Annotated in this window: 26 protein-coding genes; 13 read left to right on the top strand and 13 right to left on the bottom strand. The window is 71.1% G+C overall.

What is annotated here, in order from left to right; genetic code table 11:
- Nucleotides 1-35: 35 nt before the first annotated feature.
- Nucleotides 36-968: a diacylglycerol/lipid kinase family protein gene (locus AUC44_RS06940; protein ID WP_231724553.1), complete on the top strand. Its 933-nt coding sequence runs from the start codon at nt 36-38 to the stop codon at nt 966-968.
- A 24-nt stretch (nt 969-992) separates the two neighbouring features.
- Here the strand turns inward: AUC44_RS06940 and AUC44_RS06935 are convergent, their stop codons facing one another.
- Nucleotides 993-1559, bottom strand: a complete 567-nt coding sequence (locus AUC44_RS06935; RefSeq protein ID WP_082688975.1) for a regulatory protein RecX — start codon at nt 1557-1559, stop codon at nt 993-995.
- 248 nt (nt 1560-1807) lie between these two features.
- Between AUC44_RS06935 and rpsT the strand changes: the two genes are divergently transcribed.
- The gene (gene rpsT / locus AUC44_RS06930; RefSeq protein ID WP_046844682.1) at nt 1808-2086 is read left to right on the top strand and encodes a 30S ribosomal protein S20; all 279 of its coding nucleotides are present in this window, start codon (nt 1808-1810) and stop codon (nt 2084-2086) included.
- Between the two features lie 125 nt (nt 2087-2211).
- Here rpsT and AUC44_RS06925 read toward each other — a convergent pair whose 3' ends face one another.
- Together AUC44_RS06925 and glmM are read right to left on the bottom strand one after the other, a co-directional pair.
- The gene (locus tag AUC44_RS06925; RefSeq protein ID WP_062157984.1) at nt 2212-2712 is read right to left on the bottom strand and encodes a hypothetical protein; all 501 of its coding nucleotides are present in this window, start codon (nt 2710-2712) and stop codon (nt 2212-2214) included.
- A gap of 138 nt (nt 2713-2850) precedes the next feature.
- Complete coding sequence (glmM, locus tag AUC44_RS06920; protein WP_062159724.1) at nt 2851-4185, bottom strand: phosphoglucosamine mutase; 1335 nt, start codon at nt 4183-4185, stop codon at nt 2851-2853.
- A 104-nt stretch (nt 4186-4289) separates the two neighbouring features.
- Between glmM and AUC44_RS06915 the strand changes: the two genes are divergently transcribed.
- Nucleotides 4290-4526: a hypothetical protein gene (locus AUC44_RS06915; RefSeq protein ID WP_062157983.1), complete on the top strand. Its 237-nt coding sequence runs from the start codon at nt 4290-4292 to the stop codon at nt 4524-4526.
- Entirely contained in the window at nt 4526-5542 is a 1017-nt protein-coding gene (locus AUC44_RS06910) for a phosphotransferase family protein (RefSeq protein ID WP_082688974.1), read from the top strand. The genes AUC44_RS06915 and AUC44_RS06910 overlap by 1 nt, the downstream gene beginning before the upstream one ends.
- Here AUC44_RS06910 and AUC44_RS06905 read toward each other — a convergent pair.
- Nucleotides 5512-6642 (bottom strand): DNA glycosylase AlkZ-like family protein, encoded by a 1131-nt coding sequence (locus AUC44_RS06905; RefSeq protein ID WP_062157982.1) that lies wholly within the window; start codon nt 6640-6642, stop codon nt 5512-5514. The two genes, AUC44_RS06910 and AUC44_RS06905, sit on opposite strands and share 31 nt — an antisense overlap.
- A 77-nt stretch (nt 6643-6719) precedes the next feature.
- Nucleotides 6720-7274, bottom strand: a complete 555-nt coding sequence (locus AUC44_RS06900; RefSeq protein WP_062157981.1) for a hypothetical protein — start codon at nt 7272-7274, stop codon at nt 6720-6722.
- A 238-nt stretch (nt 7275-7512) separates the two neighbouring features.
- Here AUC44_RS06900 and purB point away from each other — a divergent pair, with 238 nt between their 5' ends.
- Nucleotides 7513-8820: an adenylosuccinate lyase gene (gene purB / locus AUC44_RS06895; RefSeq protein ID WP_062157980.1), complete on the top strand. Its 1308-nt coding sequence runs from the start codon at nt 7513-7515 to the stop codon at nt 8818-8820.
- 165 nt (nt 8821-8985) lie between these two features.
- A complete protein-coding gene (locus tag AUC44_RS17190) occupies nt 8986-9111 on the top strand; it encodes a hypothetical protein (RefSeq protein WP_257721371.1) in 126 nt (41 codons plus the stop codon).
- A gap of 138 nt (nt 9112-9249) precedes the next feature.
- Here the strand turns inward: AUC44_RS17190 and AUC44_RS06890 are convergent, their stop codons facing one another.
- The 3 genes from AUC44_RS06890 to AUC44_RS06880 form a co-directional block, all read right to left on the bottom strand.
- A complete protein-coding gene (locus AUC44_RS06890) occupies nt 9250-10800 on the bottom strand; it encodes a cation:proton antiporter domain-containing protein (protein WP_231724552.1) in 1551 nt (516 codons plus the stop codon).
- A gap of 110 nt (nt 10801-10910) precedes the next feature.
- On the bottom strand, nt 10911-11234 hold the full coding sequence (locus AUC44_RS06885; RefSeq protein WP_062157979.1) for a hypothetical protein: 324 nt from the start codon (nt 11232-11234) through the stop codon (nt 10911-10913).
- A gap of 72 nt (nt 11235-11306) precedes the next feature.
- Nucleotides 11307-12653, bottom strand: a complete 1347-nt coding sequence (locus AUC44_RS06880) for a hypothetical protein (RefSeq protein WP_157445206.1) — start codon at nt 12651-12653, stop codon at nt 11307-11309.
- Nucleotides 12654-12850: 197 nt separating this feature from the next.
- On the opposite strand from AUC44_RS06880, the gene AUC44_RS06875 reads away from it, so the two are divergent.
- From AUC44_RS06875 to AUC44_RS06855, 5 genes are all read left to right on the top strand, one after another.
- A complete protein-coding gene (locus AUC44_RS06875; RefSeq protein ID WP_062157977.1) occupies nt 12851-13987 on the top strand; it encodes an acyl-CoA dehydrogenase family protein in 1137 nt (378 codons plus the stop codon).
- Nucleotides 13988-14146: 159 nt separating this feature from the next.
- Nucleotides 14147-14911: a fumarylacetoacetate hydrolase family protein gene (locus AUC44_RS06870; RefSeq protein WP_062157976.1), complete on the top strand. Its 765-nt coding sequence runs from the start codon at nt 14147-14149 to the stop codon at nt 14909-14911.
- 173 nt (nt 14912-15084) lie between these two features.
- A complete protein-coding gene (locus AUC44_RS06865) occupies nt 15085-16662 on the top strand; it encodes an ABC transporter substrate-binding protein (protein WP_062159722.1) in 1578 nt (525 codons plus the stop codon).
- Between the two features lie 141 nt (nt 16663-16803).
- A complete protein-coding gene (locus tag AUC44_RS06860) occupies nt 16804-17832 on the top strand; it encodes an ABC transporter permease (RefSeq protein WP_062157975.1) in 1029 nt (342 codons plus the stop codon).
- A 15-nt stretch (nt 17833-17847) separates the two neighbouring features.
- The gene (locus tag AUC44_RS06855) at nt 17848-18849 is read left to right on the top strand and encodes an ABC transporter permease (protein WP_062157974.1); all 1002 of its coding nucleotides are present in this window, start codon (nt 17848-17850) and stop codon (nt 18847-18849) included.
- Nucleotides 18850-18921: 72 nt separating this feature from the next.
- Here AUC44_RS06855 and ftsY read toward each other — a convergent pair whose 3' ends face one another.
- From ftsY to AUC44_RS06840, 3 genes are all read right to left on the bottom strand, one after another.
- Nucleotides 18922-19878 (bottom strand): signal recognition particle-docking protein FtsY, encoded by a 957-nt coding sequence (gene ftsY, locus AUC44_RS06850; RefSeq protein ID WP_062157973.1) that lies wholly within the window; start codon nt 19876-19878, stop codon nt 18922-18924.
- 101 nt (nt 19879-19979) lie between these two features.
- Entirely contained in the window at nt 19980-20246 is a 267-nt protein-coding gene (locus tag AUC44_RS06845; protein ID WP_062157972.1) for a glutaredoxin family protein, read from the bottom strand.
- Between the two features lie 2 nt (nt 20247-20248).
- Entirely contained in the window at nt 20249-22330 is a 2082-nt protein-coding gene (locus AUC44_RS06840; protein WP_062157971.1) for a protein kinase domain-containing protein, read from the bottom strand.
- A 181-nt stretch (nt 22331-22511) separates the two neighbouring features.
- Here AUC44_RS06840 and AUC44_RS06835 point away from each other — a divergent pair, with 181 nt between their 5' ends.
- Nucleotides 22512-24308 carry a hypothetical protein gene (locus AUC44_RS06835; RefSeq protein ID WP_197408587.1) on the top strand — a complete coding sequence of 599 codons (1797 nt, stop codon included), beginning with the start codon at nt 22512-22514 and terminating at the stop codon, nt 24306-24308.
- Nucleotides 24309-24386: 78 nt separating this feature from the next.
- Nucleotides 24387-25037 carry a glycosyltransferase family 2 protein gene (locus AUC44_RS06830; RefSeq protein WP_062157970.1) on the top strand — a complete coding sequence of 217 codons (651 nt, stop codon included), beginning with the start codon at nt 24387-24389 and terminating at the stop codon, nt 25035-25037.
- Here the strand turns inward: AUC44_RS06830 and AUC44_RS06825 are convergent.
- Entirely contained in the window at nt 25004-25588 is a 585-nt protein-coding gene (locus AUC44_RS06825; RefSeq protein WP_062157969.1) for a hypothetical protein, read from the bottom strand. The genes AUC44_RS06830 and AUC44_RS06825 overlap by 34 nt on opposite strands.
- Before the next feature lie 38 nt (nt 25589-25626).
- Nucleotides 25627-26478: an MBL fold metallo-hydrolase gene (locus AUC44_RS06820; protein ID WP_062157968.1), complete on the bottom strand. Its 852-nt coding sequence runs from the start codon at nt 26476-26478 to the stop codon at nt 25627-25629.
- Nucleotides 26479-26481 lie beyond the last annotated feature (3 nt).

The raw sequence follows: 26481 nt of genomic DNA, 5'->3' as shown, positions 1-26481 counted from the left end.
GTGGGATCAGGCGCAGGCCTTATCCTGCTGGGATCGTGAGTGACGCTTCTCCCCGCCCGGTGGACTTTCCGGAACTGGCTGTGGTCCTGAACCCGAATGCGGGGGGTGGGCTGGCGGCGCGGGAGTGGCCGCGGCTGCACGCCGAACTGGACCGGCGGGGGCTGCGCCACACCCTGATTCAGGAGGAGAATGCCGCGCTGGCCCTGGCGCGGGCGCAGGCCCTCCCGGCGGGCACGGCGCTGATGGCGGTGGGAGGGGACGGCACGGTGGGGGCGCTGCTGCCCGCCGTGGTGGACACCGGGCGGCCCCTGGCGATCCTGCCGCTGGGCACCGGGAACGACTTCGCGGGGCTGCTGGGCCTGAAACCGGGCGCGTTCGGGGAGGCGCTGGACCGGCTGGCGTTCACGCCACGCGCCGTGGACGCCCTGACGGTGCGGGCGTACCACGCGGACGGCCGAGTGACCGAGCGGACGCTGCTGAACGGCCTGGGCATGGGCTTCGACGCGGACGTGACCGCCAACATGGACGGCGTACCGCCGCGCGTGCGGGGGTTCGCGCGCTACGCATGGTCGGCGGTGGCGACCCTGAAGGACCTGGCGCTGGCCGACGTGACCGTGGACGCGGACGGCGTGACGCTGTACGCGGGGCCCAGCCCGATCGTGGCGGTCATGAACGGTACCCGTTACGGCGGTGGGTTCCTGATCAGCCCCCAGTCGGACGTGCGCGACGGTCTGCTGAACGTGGTCGTGGGCGGCCCCATGACCCGCCTGCAACTGAGCGGACTGCTGGCGCGGGTGCTGCGCGGCACGCACCTGGGCCACCCGCTGGCGCACCACGCGGCGGCGCGGCAGGTCTCGGTCCGCTGGAGCCGCCCCATCCGCGTGCACCTCGACGGTGACCTGAGCGCTCCCGTCACCCGACTGGAGGCCGAGGTGCGGCCCGGCGCGGTGCGGCTCCTGAACGCCTGAACCCAGGCGGTCAGTCCTCGCCTGTCAGTCCTCTTCGGGCCAGTCCGGTTCGTCGCCGGGTTCCTCGACCGGGCGGCCCGCCATGAACTCGCGCAGGGCGGGCCAGATGACGTTCCCGGTGTACCCGCGCCGGGCCAGGAACGCGAACGCACTGGCCTGTGGGTCGCGCTTGCGGGCCAGGGACGACCAGCGGCGCTCCAGCAGGGTCAGGACCTCGGCGTGCTCGCGGTCGGGGTCGCGGGCCTCGACGACCTCCTGGATCAGGCTGTCCTGCACGCCGCGCCGCTTGAGGGTCTGCCGGACCCGCATGGTGCCCACGCCCCGGCGGGCGCCCTCGCTGCGGGCCACCTGCTCGTCGTTCTGGTAGCCGAGTTCCTGCACGCGCCTGAGGACCTCCTCGATCAGGTCCGGGTTCTCGCTGCGGCGTTCCAGACGGCCGCGCAGTTCGGCGGCGCTCAGGGCCCGCTGGCCCAGCGCGCGGAAGGCGTACGCGAGCAGCGCGTCGCGTTCCTCCTGCGGGTCACGGGGCCGCGCGGGGCGGGCCTCGGGCCCGGCGTCCGGAGTGGCGGGGCGGGGTCGGCGGGCTCTCACCCGCGCAGTATGCCGCGTGGGCCAGGAGGTGAAGGTGCCCCGGCACCGCGCCCGCACCTGGCCCGCACTTGCCGCGCGGCGCCTCAGGCCGCTATAGTGCGCAGGTTGCCCACCGCGCGCGGTGAGCGGCCCGGGTCACGGCACCGTGCCCGGCGCGCCGGAACCCCCGTGGTCCGGACGCTCGCGTTCCCGCCATGGGAACCGCCCCGACCCGCCAGACAGGCGGCGGGAGAACAAGGAGAACCACCATGGCCCTTCGTCACAAGTCCGCCCAGAAACGTCACCGCCAGAGCCTCAAGCGCCGCCTGCTGAACCGCAGCCGCAAGAGCACCATCAAGACCTTCAGCAAGAAGGCCCTGGTGGCCGCCCAGACCGGCGCCGAGGACAGCGCCGCCGTGCAGGCCCGCGCCGAGAGCCTGATCGACAAGGCCGCCAAGGGCAGCACCCTGCACAAGAACGCCGCGGCCCGCAAGAAGAGCCGCCTGGCCAAGGCCATCAACAAGGCCAAGGCCGCTCAGCAGGGCTGATCTCCAGTCCAGGGGGGCGCGTCGGCTGCGGCTGGCGCGCCCCCCTCCCGTTGCCCACCCCAGTACAGAGGCCGTCCCCCATCACCAGCGCGGTGTGGGGGACGTCGGCTGCGTGGGCCCGGTGGTCAGCGCACCACGGCGCGGACAGCGCAGCGGCCGGTCGTCCCGGCCTTCAGGGTGGCAAACTCCCAGCGGACGCTGCGGTACTCGCTGGGCCTGACCTCCACCTGCTTCTGCACCTGCTTGCCGTTCTCGGTGACCGTCACGGTTTTCATCAGCGGCGCCTGGGCAAAGGTCTTGCCGTCCACGGAGTACAGCGTCGTGACGCCGGCAACCGTGCAGGACGCACTCTGGAAGGTGACGGCCTTGTCGAGTGGCAGATTCAGTTTCAGGCCGCTGAGGTTCTGGGCGCTGACATTCTGGAAGGTCTGCGCGAGTTCCAGCACGGTGCCGGGGACCACGCCGACCCGGCTGGCGTCCGTGAGGGTCTCGGTGGTCTTGCCGTCCTTGGTGGTCTTCGTGACGACTGAGGTGCTGGCGGTCAGCTTGACCGGACTCGGGGTGGTGGGCGCGGCGGCCAGCGCGGCGCCGGGCAGCAGGATCAGGAACAGGGGCAGCAGATTCATGGGCGTCCTCCGGGGCGGAATGCGATCTCGGGACTCATTCTGAGCGTGGGCGTATGACGCACGTCTGACGCCCCCCCCAGGTGTACCCCGGGGGCGCATGAGGGTGCTGTGGCATTGTTCGCCCGGGTCACCTGCGGGTCAGACCGTGCGCGCGCCGCGCGCCTCGACCACACCGGCCAGCTCACGGGCGATCTCGTGGATCTCCGCCTCGTCCTGTCCCTCGACCATCACGCGGATGAGATTCTCGGTGCCGCTGGGGCGCAGGTTCACGCGGCCCTTGCCGTGCAGCCGCTCCTGGGCGCGGTCGACGGCGGCGCGCACCTCGGCGTCCAGGGCAATGGCCTTCTTGTCGGCCACGCGGACGTTCACGAGCGTCTGGGGGAACATCACGAGGTCGTCATGCAGGGCGTCCAGGGTGGTGCCGAGCTGCTGCATGCTCTTCAGGGTCAGCAGGGCGGTCAGGACGCCGTCCCCGGTGGGCGACACGTCCAGGAACAGAATGTGGCCGCTCTGCTCGCCGCCCAGGTGCAGCCCGCCGCTGTGCAGGCGTTCGTGCACGTAGCGGTCGCCCACGGCGGTGCGTTCGAGCGGGATGCCCGCGTCGCGGAGTTTCACCTCCAGGCCCATGTTCGCCATGATGGTGGTCACGACAGCGGTCTCGCCGCGCGCGCGGGCGTTCAGCAGCAGCATGTGGTCGCCGTGGACGACGTTCCCGCGGCTGTCCACGAACAGGGCGCGGTCGGCGTCCCCGTCGAAGGCGACTCCCAGGTCATACTTCCCTTCGCGCACGATGCGCTGGAGGTGGTCCATGTGGGTGCTGCCGCAGCCGCGGTTGATGTTGCGGCCGTCCGGGGTGGTATACACCGCGAACACGTCCGCCCCGGCCGCCTGGAAGACCTTGGGGCCCACGCGGTACGCGGCGCCGTTGGCACAGTCCATGGCGATGCGCAGGCCGCTCAGGTCCGGGGCGAGGGCCTTGAGGTAGTTCACGTACAGCCGCTCGGCCTCGGAGTAGTTCGTGACCCCGCCCAGGTCCACGCCGGTCACGGGGGACAGGTCGGGCACGCGGTCGATGGCGGCCTCGATCTCGTGTTCGGTCGCGTCGCTGAGCTTCTGGCCGTCCGCGCCGAAGAACTTGATGCCGTTGTCCTCGTAGGGGTTGTGCGAGGCGCTGATGACCACGCCCGCGTCGGCCTTCAGGTGGCGGGTCAGGTAGCTCACGCCGGGGGTGGGCAGCACGCCCAGGTGGATGACGTTCACGCCGCGGCTGGTCAGTCCGGCGGCCAGCGCGGCTTCCAGCATGTCGCCGCTCTGGCGGGTGTCCTTGCCGATGACCACGGTGGCGCGCGGGTTGCTGCCCCTCAGGACCTCCCCGGCGGCCGCGCCGAGGGTCATGACCCAGCTGGCCGTGAGGGGATGGGTGCCTGCGACGGCGCGCACGCCGTCCGTTCCGAAGTACTTCCGTTCCGTCATGATCGCGCCCATCATACGCGCCGGCGTGTTCCCCGGAGGCCGCGCTTGGCTGGACGCGGCCTGGGCCCCGCAACTTTCGGGCTGCGGGCCGCGTAGTGCAGGGCATGAGTGGATTCTCGATCGGATCGTTTTCCTTCAGTCGCAGCGGGCACGGGCACCGGGGCGGGTTCCTGGGGCACCACAGCCGCTCGTCGTTCAGTCACGGGCACCGGCACCACTACGGGCAGGGCGGGCATTTCCGCGCGCGCCGCCGGGGGCCGCTGGGCTGCCTGGGCGTGTTCGTGGTGGGAGCGGCGCTGGCGGGCGGGTCGCTGCTGGGCCTCGTGTCCCTGTTGAGCTGATGGGGCTGGGCGCGCTGCTGCGAGACGCCCTGCGCGCCCCGTCCGGCGAGGTGGCGGTGGACGCCCGCGTGTGGCCTCGCACGCTGCGGGCGCAGTTTCCCGGCGCGCGGCTGCGGGAATCGTGGGTGGGTGAGGGCGCGGCCTTTGCCCGTTACGCGTCGGCGGGTGGGCCGCTGTTCCTGAAGTACCTCCCGGCCGGGTGGCGGGACGCGCGGGCCGCCGTGCGCCTGGAGCGGGAGGCAACCTACCTGCGCGACCTCGCACCGGGCTGCCCGGTGCCGTACGCGCCGCTGCTGCACGCGGCCCGCAGCCCCGAGCGGCCGCTGGCGCATCTGCTCATGCGGGACCTGACGGACGCGACGACCGGCTGGGGGTTCTTCACGGACGACGCGGCGCGTCAGGAGGGCCTGCGGGACGTGGTGCGGCTGCTGGCGGCCCTGCACGCCTACTGGGCCGGGCCGGGCCGCGCGGCGCTGAGCGGGGAATGGGTGTGGCGCCCTGAGCACGTCGCGAACCGCCATCACGTCCGGGGCCTGCTGGACGATTCCCGGGTGCTGGCCCTGCCTGCCGCGCAGCGGGACGCCCTGCTGGACGCCGCGCAGGCCCTTCCGGCGCTGCTGCGCGGCGCCCCGGTCTGGACGCTGGTGCACGGGGATATTCACGCGGGGCAGGTGCTGTGGTCGCGCGCAGATGGGACGCCAGTCCTGATCGATTACGGGCAGGTGCATCCCAGCGTGCCGGGCGAGGATCTGGCACACCTGCTGGCGCTGCGGCTGGATGCCGGTGAACGCGCGCGGCTGGGTGATGACCTGCGGGCGGTCTACGCGGACGCGCTGGCCCAGGCGGGGCTTCCCCTGTCCCCGGCGGCGCTGCGGGCGCAGGAACGGGCGGGGCTGGCCCTGAATCTGCTGTCCACCGCCCGGCAGACCCTGCGGCGCAAGTCTGCGGGGGCGGGTGGCGTGGCGGAGGCGCTGGAGCGCGCCGCTCAGGCGTGGTCGAACGACACCGCGACCTGAGCGGCGTTCAGGAACGCGCGGTGGCGGTCCAGTTCGCGGTCCAGCGCGGCCGCGAACGTGGCGGTGCGCCGCACGCCGGGCCGCAGACCGATCTCGGCATTCAGGATGCCGCTGCCCACACTCAGGCCGCCGACGCTCAGGTTCGCCCAGCCGACCGCGCGGCCCGCGTGCAGCAGCGGCAGCGCGTAGTACCCCATGGTGCGCTTCGGGGCGGGCGTGTAGGCCTCGAAGCGGTACGCCCAGCCGTGCAGGTGCTCGAAGCGGCGGCGGTCCCACACCAGCGGATCGAAGGGGTTCACGATCCGCACGCCGCGCGGGGCCACGGCGTCACCGGGATGCCCGCCCGGTGCCCACACGTAGGGCACGCCGTCCACGCGGGCGCCCTCCAGTTCGCCCTTCAGGGCGTCCCGCAGTGAGCTGCGCAGGTCCGCGCGCAGGTGCGGGAGGCCGTAGCCGGACAGACTGGTCAGGTAGCGCAGGCTGGCCTCCGGCAGCGGACCGTACAGCCGCGCGAGCAGGTGCACGACCCCACGCAGGCGGTCCGGGGTGGGGAGCGGATCGGCCCGCAGGGCGTCCAGGTGCGGGACCAGCCCGTACACGCGCACGCCACCGTCGCGGCGCACGATCCGCGCCTCGCCCCGGTAGTGCAGGGCGTCGAGCGCGCGGGTGGTCGCCTGACTGTTCCCGCCCCAGTAGTTCGAGGCGCGCCGGGCGCCCAGCGCGGCGATCACGTCGCGGGGGTGCACCTCACCCCGCTCGTGCAGCACGGCGCGGACGTCCGCGATCAGGCCGGGATGTTCGCGTTCCACGCGCGTTTCGGGCACCTCGCGCGGGTGCAGGAGGCGCTGCACGTCCCGCGTCACGAACCCGTAGTTGGGGATGATGTCCTCCTCGGCGTCCAGCGTGGGGTACAGCCGCTCGAGGTCCCCGGCGCGGTAGTCCTTCACGCGGGCCATCAGGGTCAGGTCCTGCGCGCGGGCGGGCGCGCGGATCGGGTCGGCCTGCACGAAGCCCAGGCGGCTCAGGGCGGCCTGCACGTCCGGCGCGGGGGCCAGGGTGCGCAGCGCGGCGGCGCGCAGGTCGGCGGGCGTGAGGCTCATGCGGTCAGGCTAGCGCAGGACACAGGTGGCGGGACGCCCCGACTGGACCGTCCCGCCACCCGAGGACCGCCTTCAGCTCAGGGTCGGCCCTTGCCGGGGGTGGTGCTGGGTTTCCCGCCCTTCTCACCCTGGTCGTCCTTGCCCTTGCCCTTGTCGCCAGCGCCCTTGTCGTCGCCGCTCTCGTCGGTGTCGCCGCTGTCCTCACCGGCAGGCGCGGCGGCCTTCAGGCGGTTCACGACCGCCGGGAGCGGCAGGGACTGGGTGCGGCCGCGGGCGTCGGTGTACTCGATCTTGATCGCGCCGGGTCGGCTGAGGTCACGGGTGACGTTCACGGTGATGGCCTCGCCGGTGGCGGGGGTCAGGCGGACGCTCCGGACGTCCCCGAGGGTCGCCGTGCCGGTCAGGCTGACGGTGCCGTCCGCGTTCAGGGTGCCGAGGACGCTGCCGTCCGCGCCGAGCAGTTCGGCCGTCCCGCCGGCCGTGGCGAAGGCGGCCCAGGCGTCCTTCACGCTGGTGGTGACGGTGCCGGGCAGGGTCACGGTCGTCGCGGCGTCCTCGGCAAGGGCGGCGGTGCCCGGGGTTGCGGTGCCCAGGGTCAGGGCGGTCAGGGTGACGATCAGGGTACGGTTCATGGAGCCTCCTCTGGCAGTGGCGGCAGGGTCACCGTGAATTGGAACAACGTCCGCAGTGTGCGCCGCGAACCTGACTGGAAGCTGTGAACACGAAAAAGTTCGCGCCTGTCCCACCAATCGGGGGCAGTCCCGCCGGAGGCTGGTGCCCGCCGGCCAGAGGGGACGCGCCGCCTCTCCCGCAGGGCCGGCTGGACACCGCGCGCCGGGGCGTGACGGGGGGGTGGTACGCTGGAAAACCGTGATTGACCGTTACCTGACCCCGGAGATGAAGGCGCTGTGGAGCGAGGCCAGCAAGTACCGCGCGTGGCTGCGCGTGGAACTGGCCGCCATGCAGGCGCAGGCGCGGCACGGCGAGGTGCCCCAGGACGCCTTCGACACCCTGCTCGCCAAGAGCGCGGCCGACCCGCTCGACGAGGCGTTCGCGCACAAGGTGGCGGAGATCGAGGCGGTGACGCGGCACGACATCGTGGCGTTCACGCGCGCCCTGACCGACCGCTACGGCGACGAGGCGCGCTTCATCCACCACGGCCTGACGAGCACGGACGTGGTGGATACGGCCCAGAACCTCGTGCTGGACGAGGCGCTGGGCGTGATCATCACGGACGTGGAGGCGCTGCGCGAGGTGTGCCGCATCCAGGCGGCGGCGCACAAGCACACGCCCACGGTGGGCCGCACACACGGCATCCACGCCGAACCGATGACCTTCGGCCTGAAGTTCCTGAACTGGATGGCGACCCTGGACCGCGACCTGGAGCGCCTGCACGCCGCCCGCAAGCGCATTCAGGTGGTCATGCTGTCGGGTTCGGTGGGGACGTTCGCGCACGTCTCGCCGCGCATCGAGGAGGAGGTCGCGCAGGCCTGGGGCTGGCAGGCGGCGCCCGTCACGAACCAGACGCTCGCCCGTGACCGTCACGCCGAGGTCCTGAGCGCCCTGGCGATCTACGGCACCACCGTCGAGAAGATCGCCGTGGAGATCCGCCACCTCCAGCGAAGCGAGGTGCGCGAGGCGATGGAACCCTTCGGGAAGGGCCAGACCGGCAGTTCCTCCATGCCGCACAAGAAAAACCCGATCCTGACCGAGAACGTGACCGGTCTGGCGCGGCTGCTGCGCGGCTACCTGCTGACGGGCCTGGAGAACGTACCGCTGTGGCACGAGCGGGACATCAGCCACTCCAGCGCCGAGCGGGTCATCCTGCCCGACGCGACCGCCGCGACGAGCTACGCCACGCGCCGCCTGACGGGCGTGCTGCGCGACCTCGTGGTGTTCCCCGAGCGGATGCTGCGCAACCTGAACGACCTGGGCGGTCTGGTGTTCAGCCAGCGGGTGCTGCACGCCCTGATCGACGAGAAGGGCATGACCCGCGAGGACGCGTACACCCTGGTGCAGCGGGGCGCCCTGCGTTCCTGGGAGACCGGCGAGGGGCTGCGCGACCTGCTGAAGGCCGACCCGGAGAACCCCCTGAGCGACGCGGAACTGGACGCCGCGTTCGACCTGGGCTGGTACCTGCGGCACGTCGACGACATCTACGCCCGCTTCGGGATGTAACCAGCCGGGCGGGGCGGGTGGAGGCGCAGGTCTCCCCCGCCCCGCCTGCTTGACGCCGTCCCACACGGGGCGCAGGTGCCCCCGGCGGGGGCATTTGCATGATTTTTCTCGTTCCAGCCGCACTTCAGATGATACCTTCGCGGCCCAATGGCCCGGAAACGTCGTGTGAAACGCAAAGCAGCGCGGCGGGCGACCGCAGGTGTCGACGGCGGGTGGGTGGTGCCGCTCTCGAACATCCTGCTGTGCCTCAACGTGCTGCTGCTGGCGGCCGTGCTGCACGAACTGCACTGAGGCGCGCCCACCCGGGCTGCACCCCCTAGCGGCGCTCGGCCGGGGCCGTCACAGGCGCGCCGATCAACGTGACCCGGCCAGGGTGGACTGCAGGTCGTCCATCCTGGCCGGGCCGGGGGAGTGGTCAGGCAGCGGCGGTCACGGGTTCAGCAGGGCGCTCCGGGCCCGCTCGCCCATGGCGAGGCCCAGCTGGTGCTCGCCGTACAGGACCTCGCTGGCCCCCAGTTCGTGCAGGGCGTCCCGGGTGTGCTCGTCGTGGGTGCGGACGATCACGTGGACGTCCGGGTTCAGGGCGCGCACCTGTTCCATGATCAGCGTGGTCTGGATGGCGTCCGGCGTGGCGATCACGACCACGCTGGCGTGTTCGGCGGCCGCCTGCCGGAGCGTGTCGGGGCGGGTGGCGTCCCCCTGGATGACGGGGGTGCCCTGGGCGCGCAGGGCGGCGGCGCGGTCCTCGTCCTGCTCGATCACGGCGAGGGGGGTGCTCTGGCCGCGCAGCGCCTGCGCGGTCAGCTGTCCCACGCGGCCGTGCCCGATCAGCAGGGCGTGCTCCCGCAGCGGCAGGGGCGTGGCGTCGGGGGCCGCGGGGACCGGATCAGCCCCCAGCCAGCGCTGCAGGGTTGGAATGGCGCGGAACAGGAAGGGGTTGAGGGTGATCGAGATGATCGCGCCGGCCAGGATCAGGTTCTGCCCCTGCGCGGTGAGCAGGTTCAGGTCGCGGCCCAGCGTGGCGAGGATGAACGAGAATTCCCCGATCTGCGCCAGCGAGAAGGCGACGGTCAGCGCGGTCGTGACCGGGTAGCGGAGCAGGCGGACGATCAGGAACGCCGCCAGGGTCTTGCCGAGCATGATGATCAGCGCGGTGCCGATGACGAGCAGGGGCGCGTCGAGCAGCACGGCCGGGTTGAACAGCATGCCCACCGCCACGAAGAACAGCACCGCGAAGGCGTCCTGGAAGGGCAGGGCGTCCTCGGCGGCCTGCTGGCTGAACTTGCTCTCGCTGGCGACCACCCCGGCCAGGAACGCGCCCAGGGCGAAGGACACGTCGAACAGGACGCCGGCGCCGTAGGCGATACCCAGCGCGGTGCCCAGGACCGCCAGCGTGAACAGTTCCCGCGAGCCGAGCCGGGCGACGCGGGTCAGGAGCCAGGGCACGAAGCGGCGGCCCGCGATCATCATCAGCGCGACGAACAGCGCGACCTTGCCGAGCGTGACACCCAGGGACAGGGCGATCTCGCCGACGTCCAGCGGGCCGCCGCCCCGCAGCAGGGGCGCCAGGGCCGGCAGCAGCACCAGGGCCAGCACCATCACGAGGTCCTCCACGACCAGCCAGCCCACCGCGATCTGTCCGCTGGGCGTGCCGAGCGTGCCGCGTTCCTCCAGGGCGCGCAGGAGCACGACGGTGCTGGCGACCGACAGCGCCAGACCGAACACGAGGCCCTGGCCGAGGGGCCAGCCCCACAGGTGCGCGGCGCCCAGACCCAGCAGCGTGGCGACCACGATCTGCACGAGCGCGCCGGGAATGGCGATGCGGCGCACGGCGAGCAGGTCCTGGATCGAGAAGTGCAGGCCGACGCCGAACATCAGCAGGATCACGCCGATCTCCGAGAGCTGCGCGGCGATGTGGGCGTCGGCGACGAAGCCGGGGGTGAAGGGCCCGACGGCGATCCCGGCGAGCAGGTAGCCCACCAGGGGGGCAGGCGCAGGCGGGTGGCGAGGAGCCCGCCGAAGAAGGCCAGGGTGAGGCCGATGGCCAGGGCGGCGATGAGTTCGGTGTGGTGGGGCATGGTGACCTCCGGTCAGGGGTGATGGGGCGGCGAGGTCTCGTGCGGGAATTCCTGGTCCAGGAAGGCCCGGAAGGCGTCCTGGAAGTCGTCACCCTCGGTGGGGAGGCCGGCGGCCTCGGCGGCGTCGCGGATGGCGGCCGAGAGGAGCTGGGAGGCGGCGCGGGTGCGGCTGCCGTCCATCAGTTCGGCCAGCTGGGTCAGCCAGTAGTAGTCGACCGCCTGGAGGCGCAGCGTGACCTTGCCTTCGGGCAGGTCGCCCTGATGGCCGCGCGCGGAGTGTTCCTCCAGCGCGTGGCGGATCAGGGCGTGTATTCGGGATAGGTTCTTCGTTGGCATATCGCCAGATCATTCTGGCAGAAAATGGCATTTTGCCATTCTGATTTTCCTCAAGAGGACATGAAGACCCGGTCAGGTCACGTCGGGATCCGCTGACAGGCCCGTGGATTGGCGCCCACATGCCCCTGCCGCCTGACGGTGCAGGACATCCAGATGCAGCGCACCGTCCAGGGTGACCCGCGCGCCCACCAGTCCACTGCCCTCCGGCAGACGGAGCAGCGTGGCGGGCCGGCCCAGCGCCGCCTCCAGCACCCTCAGGATCGTCCGGGCCTGCGCGGCGGGCAGGCCGGTGGGCAGGTCGATCACGCCGGCCTGCCGCGCACTCAGTCTCACCGGGCGCCGGGTGTCCGGCGCAGGCGTCAGGCGCAGGACGAGCGGCACCTCCAGCGTGACCGGGGGCCCGGCCGGGCCCGTGAACACCACCGCGTAGCGCAGCGGCGATCCGGGCGCCGGTGGACACACCCGCACCTGCCCGCCCGGCGGCAGCTGCGCCCGCAGGTGCCGCCCGAGCGCCCGGGCGAGCCGCGCGGCGCGGACGTGTACGGTGCGGGTGGGCACGCGGGCGCGGGTTTCCTCGTCGGTCACGAGGGTGCCGCGCTGGCAGGGCGTGAGGGTCAGCCCCCGTGCGGCGAGCGGCGCCGTGTCCCCCGTGGGAGCGCCCAGACGGGCCCGCGCGGAAGACCACGCGGCCCAGACGTGGCGCGGCAGCAGCGCCGTCCCCCCCGGACGGTGCAGGAGGTCGTGCGCGCGGAAGGGAACGTGCCAGCGCTCCGGGATCAGGGCGCTGCCGGCCGGCAGGCCCAGCGGTCCGGCCGGGCCGCCCCTGGAACGGTAGGCGCGGTCGGCGGCGGCGTGCAGGGCGCAGACACGCTGACCGTCGTGGTACAGGGTGCCGCTGGGGGTGCGCAGCTCATACCCGCCGGCGATGACCCGGGCGGTGGGCGGCGCATCCGGCGGCGCCCACCCCAGCGTGACGGCCTGGGCCCGCAGCGCCGCCGGGGGGGCAGGGCTGCCGGTCATGAGGCCGGACGTGACGGTCAGGCGCGCGTAGGGCTGCGGGTCGGCCGGCAGGTGCAGGTCCAGGGTCTGCCGCTGCCCCGGGGCCAGCCGGAGGTGCCGGGTGGCCGTGACCGCCACCGGACGGCCCTCGCTCAGGTCGGCCCGGACGTGCAGGAGCGGCGCTGGCCGGTCACCTGCGCCCGGCGCGACCTGCATGGACAGGCGCAGGTGACGGCTCCCGCCCAGCCGCAGGAACTGCTCATGGGGCGCGGCGCCGGCGAGGCACAGGATATGGTGCAGCCACCATTCGGTCACGTCGGCCGAGGTGAAGGCCTCGTCGCCCAGGACGTTCAGGTGCAGCGTGACGTCCACCCGGGCGGGCGGCTGGGCAGGAACGGGCAGGGCACTGGGTCTGGGCATGCGGCCTCCGCGGCGTACGGGTGTTGTAGCGGGCGGGGCGTGATCGGCTCATGATCGGGGCAGCGTGGTCGGAGCGGCTGGACACGGGAGGCGACACCCGCGTGGGAACAGCTGCGGGCCGGCGCCGCCCCTGATAAGATTGAACCCAGTACAATCCCCCCCCATTCTGGCGTCACCGCGCGCCCCGAGGAGTGACCATGGACTTCACCCTGAACGACGAACAACGCCAGCTGCAGCAGCTCGCCCGCGACTTCACCCGCAAGGAGATCATCCCGATCGCCTCCGAATACGACCAGAAGGAGGAGCTGCCCTGGCAGGTCGTCGAGAAGGCCTTCGAGGTCGGCCTGCTCAACCCAAGCATCCCCGAGCACGCCGGCGGCCTGGGCCTGGGCATGTTCGACGAGTGCCTGATCGGCGAGGAGATCGCCTACGGCTGCATGGGCATCTACACCGTCCTGATGGCCAGTGAGCTGGGCATCGCCCCCATCCTGATCGGCGGCACCGAGGAGCAGCACAGGCGCTTCCTGACGCCGCTGACCGAGAAGGCCGGACTGGCCGCGTTCGCCCTGAGCGAACCGAACAACGGCTCCGACGCCGCCGCGATGGGCACGACTGCCGTGCTGGACGGCGACGAGTGGGTCATCAACGGCACGAAGATGTGGATCAGCAACGGTGGTCTGGCCGAGGTGACGGTCGTGTTCGCCACCACCGACAAGCAGGGCGGCCACAAGGCGACCGTCGCGCTGGTCGTGCCCAAGGACGCGCCGGGCTTCTCGTACAACAAGATCAAGCACAAGCTGGGCCAGCGCGCCAGCCTGACGAGCGAACTGGTGTTCGAGAACGTCCGCGTGCCGAAGGAGAATCAACTGGGCGGCCTGGGTGACGGCTTCAAGATCGCCATGAAGACGCTCGACAAGACCCGCATTCCGGTCGCGGCGGGCTCGGTGGGCATCGCGCGGCGCGCCATGGAAGAGAGCATCAAGTACGCCAAGGACCGCGCCGCGTTCGGCCGGCCCATCGCGGAATTCCAGGCGATCCAGTTCAAGCTGGCCGAGATGGCGATCGGCATCGAGACCGGCCGCCTGATGTACCAGAAGGCCGCGTGGCTGGTCGATCAGGGGCAGCCGCACGGTTTCGAGAGCGCCATCGCCAAGGCGTACTGCAGTGAGATGGCCTTCAACGCCGCGAACGAGGGCATCCAGATTCACGGCGGGTACGGCTACGTGGCCGAGTACCCGGTCGAGAAGCTGCTGCGCGACGTGAAGCTGAACATGATCTACGAGGGCACCAACGAGATCCAGCGCGTCGTGATCAGCCGCAACCTCCTGAAATAACTGCGACCGGCGCAGGGGCGGACAGCGTGCAGGGCTGTCCGCCCCTGCGCCGTCTCTCCTGGCCTGGCTCACCTGCACCGTCACCTCTGCGCCGCTTCTTCTGCGACTTCTTCTGCGGCCCGCGCGAGGGGCGCCTCCCCGGGCCGCTATCCTGCACGCATGAAACTTGTTCGGTTCTCGGTGGAAGGCGCGGCAGACGGCGCGGCGCAGTGGGGCATCCTGGACGGCACGCAGGTGCAGGTCACGCGCGGCATGGGGGGCTCGCCCACAGGCGAGACGCTGGACGCCGCCGGCGTGACGTTCCTGGCCCCGGCCGAGCCCAGCAAGATCGTCTGCGTGGGCCGTAACTACCTCGACCACATCCGCGAACTGGGCAACGATACGGGCGACCTGCCCAGGGAGCCCGGCATCTTCCTGAAGGGCCCGAACGCCCTGGCCGAGCCGGGCGGCGCGGTGCAGCGCCCCGACTGGACGCAGAACTTCCACTTCGAGGGGGAACTGGCCCTGGTGATCGGGCGCCGGGCGCAGCAGCTCACGCCGGAGAACGCCCTGGACGCCGTGGCCGGGTACACCTGCGGGCTGGACCTGACGGCCCGCGACCTGCAGAAGACCGACCTGCAGTGGTTCCGCGCCAAGGCCGCCGACCGCTTCTGCCCCCTGGGCCCCTGGCTGGAGACCGAGTTCGACCCCCGCGACGTGCGCGTGCAGACCCGCGTCAACGGCGAGACCCGCCAGGACGGCCGCACCTCGCAGATGATCTTCCCGGTCGTGGACATCCTGGTGTACCTGACGCGCTTCGTGACCCTGGAACCCGGCGACGTGGTGCTGACCGGCACGCCCGAGGGGGTGGGCGCCCTGCACGCCGGGGACACGGTCGAGGTGGAGGTCGAGGGCCTGGGCGTCCTGAGCACCCCGATCGTCTGACCGGTGCGTCCCGCGAGGGCGCCCCGCTGACGCGCCGGTCAGCGGGGCGAGCTTGACACCCCCGGGGGTGGCCCATACCCTGAACGAACGTTTTTCCTTTCATCGTCCGGCTGCCACAGACTCATGCGCCCCACGCGGGCCCTGACGTCATGACGGTCCGGACCGGAGGTTCCATGAAGAAAGTGCTTCTGACCGCCCTGCTTTCCACCCTGAGCGCCGCCTCGGCGGCCACCCTTGTCTTCGGCGGCAACGGCGAACCCGTCAGCCTGGAATCCGGCAACATCACCGACGGGATCAGCATCCTGGTGCAGCGCCAGATCTACGACACCCTGGTCGACTTCGAGGACGGCACCACCAACCTCAAGCCCGGCCTGGCCACCAAGTGGACCGCCAATGCGAACAACACCGCCTGGACGTTCACGCTGCGTAAGGGCGTGCGCTTCCACGACGGCACCCCCATGAACGCCGACGCCGTGATCTTCAACCTGAGCCGCTGGTGGGACAAGAGCCACCCCTACGGCTTCCGTGACCAGGGCCGCACCTTCGAGATCGTCGGCGAGCTGCTCGGCGGGTACAAGGGCGACGCCACGGCCGTCATCAAGAACATCGTCAAGGTCAACGACTCCACGGTGCGCGTCGACCTGAACAAGCCCTCCAGCGTCCTGCCGGACGTGCTGGCCGCCGGATACTTCGGGATCGCCAGCCCGGCCGCCATCAAGAAGGACGGCGCGAAGTACGGCACGCCCGCCAGCAAACCCGTCGGCACCGGCCCGTTCATCTTCCAGAGCTGGCGCACCGGTGACCGCGTCACCCTGCTGCCCAACAAGCTGTACTGGGGCGAGAAGGCCAAGGTCGATCAGCTGGTCATCCGGTCCATCAAGGACGCCAGCCAGCGCCTGAACGAACTCAAGGCCGGCACCATCGACTTCGCCAACGACCTGACTCCCGACAGCCTCAAGAGCGTCCAGAGCGACAAGAACCTCGTGGCGGTCAAGCGCCCCAGCTTCAACGTGGGCTTCCTGAGCCTGAACAACCGCAACCAGTACCTCAAGAACGACAAGGTGCGTCAGGCGATCAGCATGGCCATCAACAAGAAGGAGATCGCCAACGCCTTCTGGAACGGCCTGGGCACCAGCAACGCCAGCTTCCTGCCCCCGGTGCTCGCCTGGGCGAACAGCCCCAAGGTGCCGGCCGACTACAAGTTCGACCCCGCCGCCGCCAAGAAGATGCTCGCCGACGCCGGCTACCCCAACGGCTTCTCCATCGACCTGTGGTACATGCCCGTCAGCCGCCCGTACTTCCCCACGCCCAAGCCCATCGCCGAAGCCATCGCCGCTGACCTGAGCGCCATCGGCGTGAAGGTCAACCTGAAGACCGAGGACTGGGCCAAGTACCTGGACGACCGCAACAAGGAACCCGGCTTCGACATGTACATGATCGGCTGGACCGGCGACTACGGCGACCCGGACAACTTCTACGGCGCGTACTACGGCGCCAACGCCTCGGACGACATCAACTGGAACCCCGCGAACGTCGAGACCCTGCTCCAGCAGGGCCGCGCCGCCGCCACCCAGGCCGCCAAGGCCAAGGTGTACCAGCAGCTGCACGAGATCACCTACAACGCCGCGTACCGCATTCCCATGGTGCACAGCAACCCGCTGGCCGCCGCCCGCAGCTACGTGAAGGGCTGGACGCCCAGCCCGCTGGGCAGCGAACCCTTCAACACCATCAGCGTGCCCGGCAAGAAGTAACCCCCGGTCAAGCGTGAGGGCCGGAGCAGCGCCTTGCACGGGCCTGCTCCGGCCCTCACCGTTGGCGCCCACCCCCCGCCCCGCACGGTTGTCTGACACGCCAGTGCGCCGCCGACCCTCTCACACCTCTGGAGATTCACCTTGGGCAGTTACCTGATCCGCCGACTGGCACGCACCCTGCTGGTCATGCTGGGCATCAGCCTGGTCGTGTTCGTGTTCGTCCGTTCCATTCCCGGCGACCCGGCCGTCGCCATGCTGGGCGAGCGCGCCACGCCCGAAGCGGCCGCCGCGCTGCGCGAGCAGCTGGGCCTGAACAAACCGTGGTTCTTCAACCCGGCCAACCCGCTGGACGCGCAGTACCCGAAGTACATCACGGCGCTGGTGCGCGGTGACCTGGGCACCGGCCTGAAGAGCAACATTCCCGTGCTGGACGACCTGAAGGCCCGCTTCCCCGCCACCGCCGAACTGAGCGTCGCGGCGCTGCTGGTCGCGCTGCTGATCGGCATGCCCGCCGGGATCCTGGCGGCGCTGCGGCGCAACAGCATCTGGGACAACCTCGCCACGACCATCTCGCTGCTGGGCGTGAGCATGCCCGTGTTCTGGCTGGGCCTGCTGCTGTCGTACTTCTTCGGCGTGAAGCTGGGCATCCTGCCCCCCAGCGGCCGCCTGGGCACCGAGTTCGACATTGCGCCCCTCACGGGCTTCAACGTCCTCGACGCGCTGCTGCGCGGCCAGCCGGGCGCCGCGTGGGACGCCGTGCGGCACCTGATCCTGCCAGCCATCGCGCTGGGCAGCATTCCGCTGGCCATCGTGGCGCGCATCACGCGCTCCTCCATGCTGGACGTCCTGAACCAGGACTACGTGCGCACCGCCCGCGCCAAGGGCCTTGCGGAGCGCACCGTGACCACCAAGCACGCCCTGCGCAACGCCCTGCTACCGGTCGTGACCGTGATCGGCCTGCAGGCGGGCGCGCTGCTGGGCGGCGCCGTGCTGACCGAGACGATCTTCTCCTGGCCGGGGCTGGGCTCCTGGGTGTACGACGCGATCAGCCAGCGCGACTACCCGATCATCCAGGGCGGCGTGATCTTCGCGGCGCTCGTGGTGAGCGTGGTGAACCTGCTCGTGGACCTGAGTTACGCCGCCCTCGACCCCCGCATCCAGTACAGCTGAAAGGAACAGTGACCCATGACGACAACGACTGTTCCCCAGTCCACACCGAAACAGGACAGCATCTTCTGGCGGCGTTTCCGCCGCAGCACGCCCGGCAAGGTCGGCGCCGTGATCGTGCTGGCCTTCGTGCTGCTGGCCGTGTTCGCCAGCGTCCTGAAACCCTACGACCCGCGCAACGAACCCAACCGCTACACCCTGCGCCTGAAACCGCCGTCCATCACGGCCCTCTGGAACGAGGAAGCAAAGCAGACGTACACCGATCCGGTCAGCGGGAAGGTGAACGTGTTCGCCGCGCCCTTCGGCACCGACAACCTGGGCCGCGACCTGATGACCCGCGTGCTGCACGGCACCCGCATCAGCCTGAAAGTCGGCGTGGTCAGCACCCTGCTGGCCCTGGTGCTGGGCTCGCTGCTGGGGGTCCTGGCCGGGTATTTCGGCGGGTGGCTCGACAGCGTGCTGGGGTATGTCACGGACGTGATGCTGGCCTTCCCCGGCATACTGCTCGCCATCGGCTTCGCCAGCATCTTCAGCGCCGACAATCCACCGCTGCTCATCGCGGGCCTCGACCGGCTCTTCGCGCTGAACAGCCCGCAGCTCGTCACGGCCATGATCGCCGTGTCGCTCGTGCAGATCCCGGTGTACCTGCGCCTGGCGCGCGGCGTGGTGCTCTCGGTGCGCGAGCGTGAATTCGTGGCGGCTGCCGGAGCGCTGGGGGCCTCGCAGGGACGCATGGTGTTCCGCCACGTGCTGCCCAACAGCCTCTCACCGCTGATCGTGCAGGGCGCCCTGAGCATCGCCACCGCGACCATCGAGGTCGCCGCGCTGGGCTTCCTGGGGATCGGCGCGCAGCCGCCCCTGCCCGAGTGGGGCACCATGATCAGCGACAGCCGCCAGTACTACCTCGACGCCCCCTGGACGATGATCTTCCCGGGGCTGGCGATCTTCCTGACCGTGCTGGGCTTCAACCTGCTCGGTGACGGGCTGCGCGACGTCCTGGACCCCCGCAGCACCCAGTAACCGCCACACCCAGTCACTGCTGCGTGCAGAGGCGGCCCCCAGTGTGAACCGGGGGCCGCCTCTGCCGCTGGATCACTCGCGGGGAATGTTCACGTCGAACAGCGCCCGCACGAACTCGCGGCTGTCGAAGGGTTGCAGGTCACCGGGCTGCTCGCCCACCCCGATGAACTTGATGGGCACGCCCAGTTCCCGCACGATCGGCACCAGGATGCCGCCCTTGGCGGTACCGTCCAGTTTCGTGACGATCACGCCGGTCAGCGGGGTCGCCTCGTGGAACTTCTTGGCCTGCTGCAGGCCGTTCTGGCCGGTCACGGCGTCGAGCACCAGCCAGACCTCGGCGGGTTCGCCCGGGTCGGCCTTGTCGATCACGCGCCGCACCTTCTTGAGTTCCTCCATGAGGTTGTGCTTGTTGTGCAGGCGCCCGGCGGTATCCACGAACAGCAGGTCGGTGCCGCGCGCCACGCGGGCGGCGGCGCCGTCGAACGCCACGGCGGCCGGGTCGCCTCCGTCGGCGCCCTGCACGACCTGGATGCCCAGCCGCTCGCCCCAGACCCCCAGCTGCGTCCCGGCGGCGGCGCGGAAGGTGTCACCGGCCGCGAACATGACGCTCTGGCCGCGGTTCATGTAGTACTGGCCCAGCTTGGCGATGGTGGTGGTCTTGCCCACGCCGTTCACGCCGATCACCATGACGACGTGGCCCCTGGGATCGACGCTGCTGCGCCGCGCGTCGGGGCTGAAGCCCAGCTTTCGGAACTCGGCGCGTTTCGCGTCGGGCTCCAGTTGCAGGGTCAGGGCGTCCATCAGCGCCTCCTGCAGGTTCTTGCCCTCGCTGCGGCGGATATCCTCCAGGATCTCCTCGGTGGCGGCCCGGCCCACGTCGGCGGCGATCAGGGCGTACTCGAGATCCTCGATGGTCTCGAGGCGGTTGGTGAGGACGTCGCGGACGTCGGTGCCCAGGAATCCGGCGGTGTCGTTGATCTGCTTGCGGGTCTTGGAGAGCCCGTCGCGGAGGCGTTCGAGCCAGCTCACGCGGGCACTCCGGCGGGGTGGAAGGACTGAGGCGTCATGGGCCTCACCATAGCGTCCCCGGGGGCGGTCGGGCGTCCCGCATGGCGGTCGCCGCGCGGCGCTCAGGACGGCGCGGCGCGCAGAAGCAGCAGTTTCAGCTGGCTCAGGCGCGCGCGGCTGAACGCGCCCTTGCCCAGGACCTGTTCAGGTCCGCCGGGCGGCGTCCAGGCGAGCACCGGCACGTGGTCCGTCCAGCGGGCGCGCAGCTGTGGGTCACGGTCTATGTCGACGGCCTGGACCGTGAACTCCAGCGCGGCGAGGTGCTCGGCGGCCAGGTCGCACAGGTGGCAGCCGGCGCGGGTGTACAGAGTCAGGGTGGGCAGCGGCATGGTCAGGCGGGCTGCAGGACGTGTGGGCGCTGCAACAGGGACATGGCCTGCACCGGCGCGTACATGTCGTTCGAGGACAGCAGGTCGCCCACGCTGGAGTAGGTGCGCAGTACCTGTCCGCCCTGGCGCACCGCGTACATCTGGCCCTCCGGGCTGACCTGGATGAGCCAGGGGGCGTCGGTGGGTTCACCGACCAGCGTTTCCATGGAGAAGGTCAGGCCCGGGGTGCCGTCCGCCTCGATCTTGCGCACCTTGCGGGCCACGCTGTCGACGATGTACACCGCGCCGAACTGATCCACGCCCAGCCCTTCCAGGGGCCGCAGGGCGTCGCTGTTGCGGTCCAGGCGGAACGCGAAGCGGCTGAGGTACTCGCCCTGCGCGCTGAAACGCTGCACCTCGTTGGTGCCGGTATCGAGCACGTAGACGTGGCCGTCGGGCGCCGCGACGATCGAGCGGGGTTTCTCGAAGCGGCCCTGCCCCTGTCCCCTCCCGCCGAAACGCCGGATGAACTGGCCGTTCAGGTCGTACGTGACGACATGCTGCGCCTCGGCGTCCAGCACGTGCACGAGGCCCCTGGCGACAGCCACTCCCACGGGCTGGAGCAGTTCACCGTCGCCGAGGCCGTAGGGCCCGAACGAGAGGAGTTCCTTGCCTTCCGGGTCGAGTTTGCGCACCATCGCGCCGCGCTGGCCCTGGCGGTAGTCGAGCAGGGTCACGAACAGGTGGCCTTCAGGATCGCTGGCCATGGCGTTCGGGGCGCCCGGGAGACCCAGCGCGCCGCCGGTCTGGTCGCGCAGGCTGGCGCGCAGCTTGCCCTTGAGATCCAGCAGGCGCAGCGTGCCGCGTTTTTCCTGCACGCTCAGCGCCAGCGCGACCGGATCGTTGAACACGTCGTCACTGAGGACCCCGGCGTCCACGCGGGCGATCACGTCGTCCAGGGTGGGGCGCGAGGCCGGGTCCTTCTCGATCATGTTCAGGATCAGGTCGTTCAGTTTGCCCGGCACCTCCAGCCGCACCTGCTTGGGTGGTTTGGGCGACTCGAAGACCTGCTGGTGCACCACGGCCTCGTAGCTGCCCTTGAAGGCGGTCTGCCCGGTGACCATCTCGTAGGCCAGCAGGCCCAGGGAGTACACGTCGCTGCGGGCGTCCACGCGGTTGCCCTTGGCCTGCTCGGGCGCCATGTAGATGGGCGTGCCGACGCGGGCGCCGGTCATGGTCAGCCGGGTCAGCACCTTGCCCACCGCGATGCCGAAGTCCATGAGTTTCACGCCGCCGTCACGCAGCTGGCCGTCCGCGAAGGCGTTCTTGAGCACCATGACGTTGGCGGGCTTGATGTCGCGGTGCACAACGTTCTGCATGTGGATGTGGCGCAGGGCGTCGGCCAGGGCGCGGATGATCTGTGTGCTTTCCGTGAAGGTCAGCGTGCGGTTTTCGAGCAGGTCTTCGAGGCTCTCGCCGTCCAGGAACTCCATGGCGATGTAGTGCTCGGGGTCCTGCATGCGGTAGTCGTAGACCCGCACGATGTTGGGGTGGTTGAAGCGCTTGAGCACCTCCGCCTCGCGGTAGAAGCGCTTGACGAATTTCGCGTCGGCGAGGTACTTGTCCTGCGGCACCTTCAGCGCGACCGTGCGCCCGTCCTGACGGCGCCGGGCGCGGTACACGCTGCCCATGCCGCCCACCCCGATCCGGTCGAGCACCTCGTACTCCTGGAAGCGCAGGTCGTGCGTCACCTGCGTCTGGGTCAGGCTGGTGCGGCGCTGCACCTGGGTGGGCGAGGCGGTGCGCTGGACCTTCACCGGCTTGCGGCCCGGGCGGTCCAGGCTGGGCAGCAGCATGCGGCCCATGTGGAACGCGGCCGTGGCGATCAGGAAGGCCGCGACGACCAGCGCGCCCTGCGCGCGCCCGAGATCCGCCAGCCGCAGCCCGCCGTCGTCCGGGCGGCCGAGTCCCAGCGCCAGCGCGCCCAGCAGCGCGACGAGCAGGCCCACCACGACCGCCAGCACAATGCTCAGGATGCGCTCGCCGACCCGCACGGACAGCAGCACACCCACCACGAACAGGGCGGTCAGCAGCACTGGGGTCACGCCGGACTCCGGTCAGCGCGCGGGAAAGGAGGAGTGTGGCGCGTCATTGACTCCTGTTATACAGGGCGTGGCTGTCACCCGCCTTACAGACGCGGGCCAGCTCGCATAGACGCCGCGCGGCAGGCCGGAGCCGTCATACTGCAGGGGATGCCTGCGTCACTGCTGCGAGTGGAGGTTCCCGGTGGAATTCTGGCTTGAGCTCGTCGAACTGTATGAGTACAAGGTGCAGGATCTGATGGAGGGGCGCGTGCCCCGTGGCGGGCGGCGCGGCCTGGCCCTGCTGCGCGACGAGCTGCTGCGCGCGCCGCTGGAGCCGCCGCTGCAGCGGCGCCTGATGGAGGCGGACCGCGCCTACCGCCTGCATCAGGGCGCGCCGGCGCAGCACCCCCGGCCCGGGCACGGGGGGCAGAGCACCTGGACGGCGCCGCCCACGGCCGATTCGGACGAGTCGCGCGCCTGGGAGGAACTGCAACTCCTCCAGTGGCATCAGCGGGCGTCGGTGCAGACGCGCGAACTCACGCTGCGCTGGCAGCGCGAACCGGAATTCGCGCACCTGCGGGTGCTGTACACCGTGATCGAGAATGCCGAGCGGCTGGCGCGGCCCGGCACGCAGCCGCTGGCGGTGCCGCCCGCCCACGACGCCCTGATGGATCTGCACGACCCGGAGGTCACCGGGCGGCTCGCGGCGGCCCTGTCGCTGCTCCTGCTCACCGAGGATGGCCGGGCGCGGGTCCGCGCGGCACTCTCGGCCGTGCACGCCGAGCCGTTCCCGCGGCATCCCGACGAGGACGTGCTGGCCGCGCGGATCACGGCGGCCGAGCGCGAACCGCTGTCCTTCGAGGCGCGTGAGGCCCTCATCCGGGCCCTGCGGGCCGAGTACCCCCTGCCGCGTGACCCGCGGGAACGGCCCGCCATCCGCGCGGCCGCGCGGCACGTCGCGCAGCTGCTCGACCCCATTCTGGACGCCCTGCCCAAACCCACCCTGAACGGCGCGCCGCAGGGCAGCATCCTCTTCGCGCAGCATCCGGGGAGCGCCATGCGCGTGCCGGACGACGGCGCCGAACGCCTGACCGTGTACCTGCGCGGGGGTGGCAGCACCCGCTGGCGCGGCCTGAACATCGAGTGGCAGCCCATCGGCCCGAACTGGCAGGTGCAGGTGGGGCCGCAGCTGACCCTGCTGCGGCCCGGCGCGCCCCTGCCCGACCGGGCGCAGCTCCTGAAACTGCCGGATCAGCAGCTGCGCGCCCTGATCAGCGGGGCGCACATGACGCTGGTGGTGGAAAGCCAGACGGCGCTGGAACTCGGGCGCCGGGCCTCCACCGCGCGGGCCACGGCGCTGCTGCTGAATCCGGCGGTGGATTTTGCCGTCCTGCGCCTGGCGCGCGCGGCGGCGCAGGTCATGCGGGGCGGCGCGTTGCAGCTGGACAAGCTCACGCCGGACAGCGCCCGCAAGTACGGGGACGCCACGCCGGACGTGCTGCTGTCGTTCGCCCGCAAGGGCGTCGAGACCCTGTTGGCGCGGCTGGCCCGCCTGTCCACCGACGAGGCGGCGCAGGCCTTCCGCCGGGCGGCGCAGGCGCTGGGGCTGCACCGCGTGGTGGCCGACCGGCTACACGCGGCGCTGCACATCGCGCTGCACGACCCGGAGACCCTGCCGCCCGGGAAGCCCGGCACGCAGCTGGAGCTGACCGAGACCGGAACATTTTCCAGCGTGGTGTTGCAGGACGAACCGCTGTTCATTCAGGTGGGGGCGCGGGGCGTGACGGTCCGCTGGGACTACAAGGGCGAACTGGTCGTCATGATGCCGGGCCTGGCGCCCATGGTGCTGCACGATCTGCTGGTGGCCCGCCTGCCGGTCGGCAACCTGCTGCTCGTGCGGCATGGGTCGTGGCTGGGCGCGGCCCTGACCGGGGACCTGCCGGTGGTCACGCTGGAAGCGGCCGAGCTGTCGACCGAGGACATCCGGGTCACGAACTGACGGCGCGCCCCGGCCGGCGAGGGGGCGCCGCGCCCTGGATAGTTGGTGGGAGGGGCGCGGGCAGGTAGCATGGGCGGCATGTCGGTCAGTGCGTCTTCTCCTGCGGTTGTGATTGCGGCCTTCAATGAGGAGGACACCGTCGCCGAGGTGGTACGCGTGGCGCGAACCTTCACGGCGGAGGTGGTCGTGGCCTCGGACGGCAGCGTGGACGACACGGCGCGCGTGGCGCGCGAGGCGGGCGCCGTCGTCGTGGACCTGCCGCAGAACGTGGGCAAGGGCGGGGCGCTGCACGCGGCGCTGCTGGCCACCCACGCGGAGGTGGTGGTGCTGCTGGACGCCGACCTGACGGGCCTGAGCGCCGAGCATCTGCGCATGCTGAGCGACCCAGTGCTGCGCGGCGAGCTGGACATGAGCATCGGGGTGTTCGAGGGGGGCGGTTTCGTGACCGACTGGGGCAACAAGCTCACGCCGCACCTGAGCGGGCAGCGGTCCTGCCGCCGCGAGTGGCTGCTGGCCGTGCCGGATCTGGCGGCCGAGCGCTGGCCGGAACCGGCGATCACGCGGCACCTGAAGGCGACCGGGGCGCGCTGGGCGTACGTGGAGCTGCCGAACGTGGCGCAGGTGGTCAAGGAGAAGAAGCGGGGCTTCTGGGGCGGCGCGAAGGCCCGCACGAAGATGTACGTCTCGCTGCTGACCTACCGGGCCCGCCGCCGCAAGAACGGCGCCTGAGGCCTAGCGGCGCAGGTCGATGCGGCTGCCGTCGGCCGTCTCGTAGCGCACGATGCCCAGGGCCGGCACGAAATACGAGAGCTGCACGCTGGTGTTCCCCCCGTGACCGTCTCGCTGCGCAGGATCAGGGTGTTGAAGTTCCCGGCCGGGAGTTTGAGGGGGGCCGTGCCGGTCACGCGGACGGTCATGCTCAGGCCCCCGCTGGCGGACTGCCACGTCTGGCCCGTTCTGAGCGGCCCGGCGGGATAGACCAGCAGCGGCGGGGTGTACCAGCTGAGGCGCCCGGCGGCGTTGACGCCGCGCAGCCAGACGCTGCCGTCGGCGCGGTATTCGAGCAGATCCTGGCTGAAGGTGGTGCCGCCGTACTGGTGGCTGACCGGCACGACGCCCACCCCCCGGTGGGTGACGGGCGCCCCGACGAGCTGGGTTTCGCCGCTGGTGTACGTCCAGCGGGTGCCGGGGCGGTGGGGATAGTAGTGGGGGTCGAGCCCGGCCGCCTGGACGGGAGGCAGGGCGCACAGGAGCAGCCAGAGGGGCAGGAGAGCACGCATGGATGGCCAGGGTAGCGCGGCCGGGCTGGCGGGGGCGCTCAGGGCTGCGCGGCGCTCAGGGTGAAGCCGCCTTTCGGGTTCGGGTGCAGCTGCGCGAAGGCGGTGTCGGGGTCGTGGGGGGTGCAGATGATGGCGCCCTCCTCAAACCACTGGCCCAGGTACCGTTTGCGGGTTTCCAGGGTGGTGACGGGGTAGAGGTCGTAACCCATGATGTACGCGGTGGGCGCGTGGGCCAGGGTGGGAATCAGGTCGGCGACGTACACCAGGGTCTGTCCGTCCTGGCGCAGCACGACGCCCTGCTGGCCGAGGTTGTGACCGGGCAGCGGCAGGACGCTCAGGCCGGGGCGCAGTTCGTGTTCGCCGTCCACGACTTCGAACAGGCCCGCGTGCTCGATGGGGTCGATGTACGCGGGGAGGTAGCTGGCGCGGCTGCGTTCGTGGGTGTGGCGGGCGTCGTGGAGTTCCTGTTTCTGCACGACGTAGCGGGCGTTCGGGAAGGTGGGGTCGCCGAGCGTGGTGACGTTGCGGCCGGCGTGGTCGAAGTGCAGGTGCGTGTTGATCACGAGGTGGATGTCCCCGGGGCTCAGGCCCAGGGCGTCCAGACCCCGGAACACGGTCTCGTCGCGGTCCAGGGCGTACATGGCCTCGAATTTCTCGCCGCCCTGGTCCCACATGCCGGTCTCGACGAGGATGTTCTCGCCGCCGAGCTGGATCAGCAGGGGGTTGATGCGCAGCCGGATGCGGTTCAGTTCGTCGGGGGTCGTGGCGCGTTCCCACAGGACGCGGGGCACGCTGCCGAACATCGCGCCGCCGTCCAGGCGGAACTGGCCGTCGGTCAGGGAGTGGACGGCAGCGGGGCCGATCTGGCGGGACTGGATCCAGGTGCTCACGCG

The sequence above is a fragment of the Deinococcus actinosclerus genome (assembly GCF_001507665.1).
Classification (GTDB): Bacteria; Deinococcota; Deinococci; order Deinococcales; family Deinococcaceae; genus Deinococcus; species Deinococcus actinosclerus.
This window is presented reverse-complemented; position numbering and strand designations above follow the sequence as displayed.

What these genes read in the sequence shown, in the direction of transcription:
- AUC44_RS06925 (WP_062157984.1), bottom strand. Translation starts at nt 2,712, where the DNA reads ATGAATCTGCTGCCCCTGTTCCTGATCCTGCTGCCCGGCGCCGCGCTG.
- AUC44_RS06915 (WP_062157983.1), top strand. Translation starts at nt 4,290, where the DNA reads ATGAGTGGATTCTCGATCGGATCGTTTTCCTTCAGTCGCAGCGGGCAC.
- AUC44_RS06845 (WP_062157972.1), bottom strand. Translation starts at nt 20,246, where the DNA reads ATGCCGCTGCCCACCCTGACTCTGTACACCCGCGCCGGCTGCCACCTG.
- AUC44_RS06875 (WP_062157977.1), top strand. Translation starts at nt 12,851, where the DNA reads ATGGACTTCACCCTGAACGACGAACAACGCCAGCTGCAGCAGCTCGCC.
- AUC44_RS06870 (WP_062157976.1), top strand. Translation starts at nt 14,147, where the DNA reads ATGAAACTTGTTCGGTTCTCGGTGGAAGGCGCGGCAGACGGCGCGGCG.
- rpsT (WP_046844682.1), top strand. Translation starts at nt 1,808, where the DNA reads ATGGCCCTTCGTCACAAGTCCGCCCAGAAACGTCACCGCCAGAGCCTC.
- AUC44_RS06900 (WP_062157981.1), bottom strand. Translation starts at nt 7,274, where the DNA reads ATGAACCGTACCCTGATCGTCACCCTGACCGCCCTGACCCTGGGCACC.
- AUC44_RS06830 (WP_062157970.1), top strand. Translation starts at nt 24,387, where the DNA reads ATGTCGGTCAGTGCGTCTTCTCCTGCGGTTGTGATTGCGGCCTTCAAT.
- AUC44_RS06855 (WP_062157974.1), top strand. Translation starts at nt 17,848, where the DNA reads ATGACGACAACGACTGTTCCCCAGTCCACACCGAAACAGGACAGCATC.
- glmM (WP_062159724.1), bottom strand. Translation starts at nt 4,185, where the DNA reads ATGACGGAACGGAAGTACTTCGGAACGGACGGCGTGCGCGCCGTCGCA.
- AUC44_RS06885 (WP_062157979.1), bottom strand. Translation starts at nt 11,234, where the DNA reads ATGCCAACGAAGAACCTATCCCGAATACACGCCCTGATCCGCCACGCG.
- AUC44_RS06910 (WP_082688974.1), top strand. Translation starts at nt 4,526, where the DNA reads ATGGGGCTGGGCGCGCTGCTGCGAGACGCCCTGCGCGCCCCGTCCGGC.
- AUC44_RS06905 (WP_062157982.1), bottom strand. Translation starts at nt 6,642, where the DNA reads ATGAGCCTCACGCCCGCCGACCTGCGCGCCGCCGCGCTGCGCACCCTG.
- AUC44_RS06825 (WP_062157969.1), bottom strand. Translation starts at nt 25,588, where the DNA reads ATGCGTGCTCTCCTGCCCCTCTGGCTGCTCCTGTGCGCCCTGCCTCCC.
- AUC44_RS06880 (WP_157445206.1), bottom strand. Translation starts at nt 12,653, where the DNA reads ATGCCCAGACCCAGTGCCCTGCCCGTTCCTGCCCAGCCGCCCGCCCGG.
- AUC44_RS06865 (WP_062159722.1), top strand. Translation starts at nt 15,085, where the DNA reads ATGAAGAAAGTGCTTCTGACCGCCCTGCTTTCCACCCTGAGCGCCGCC.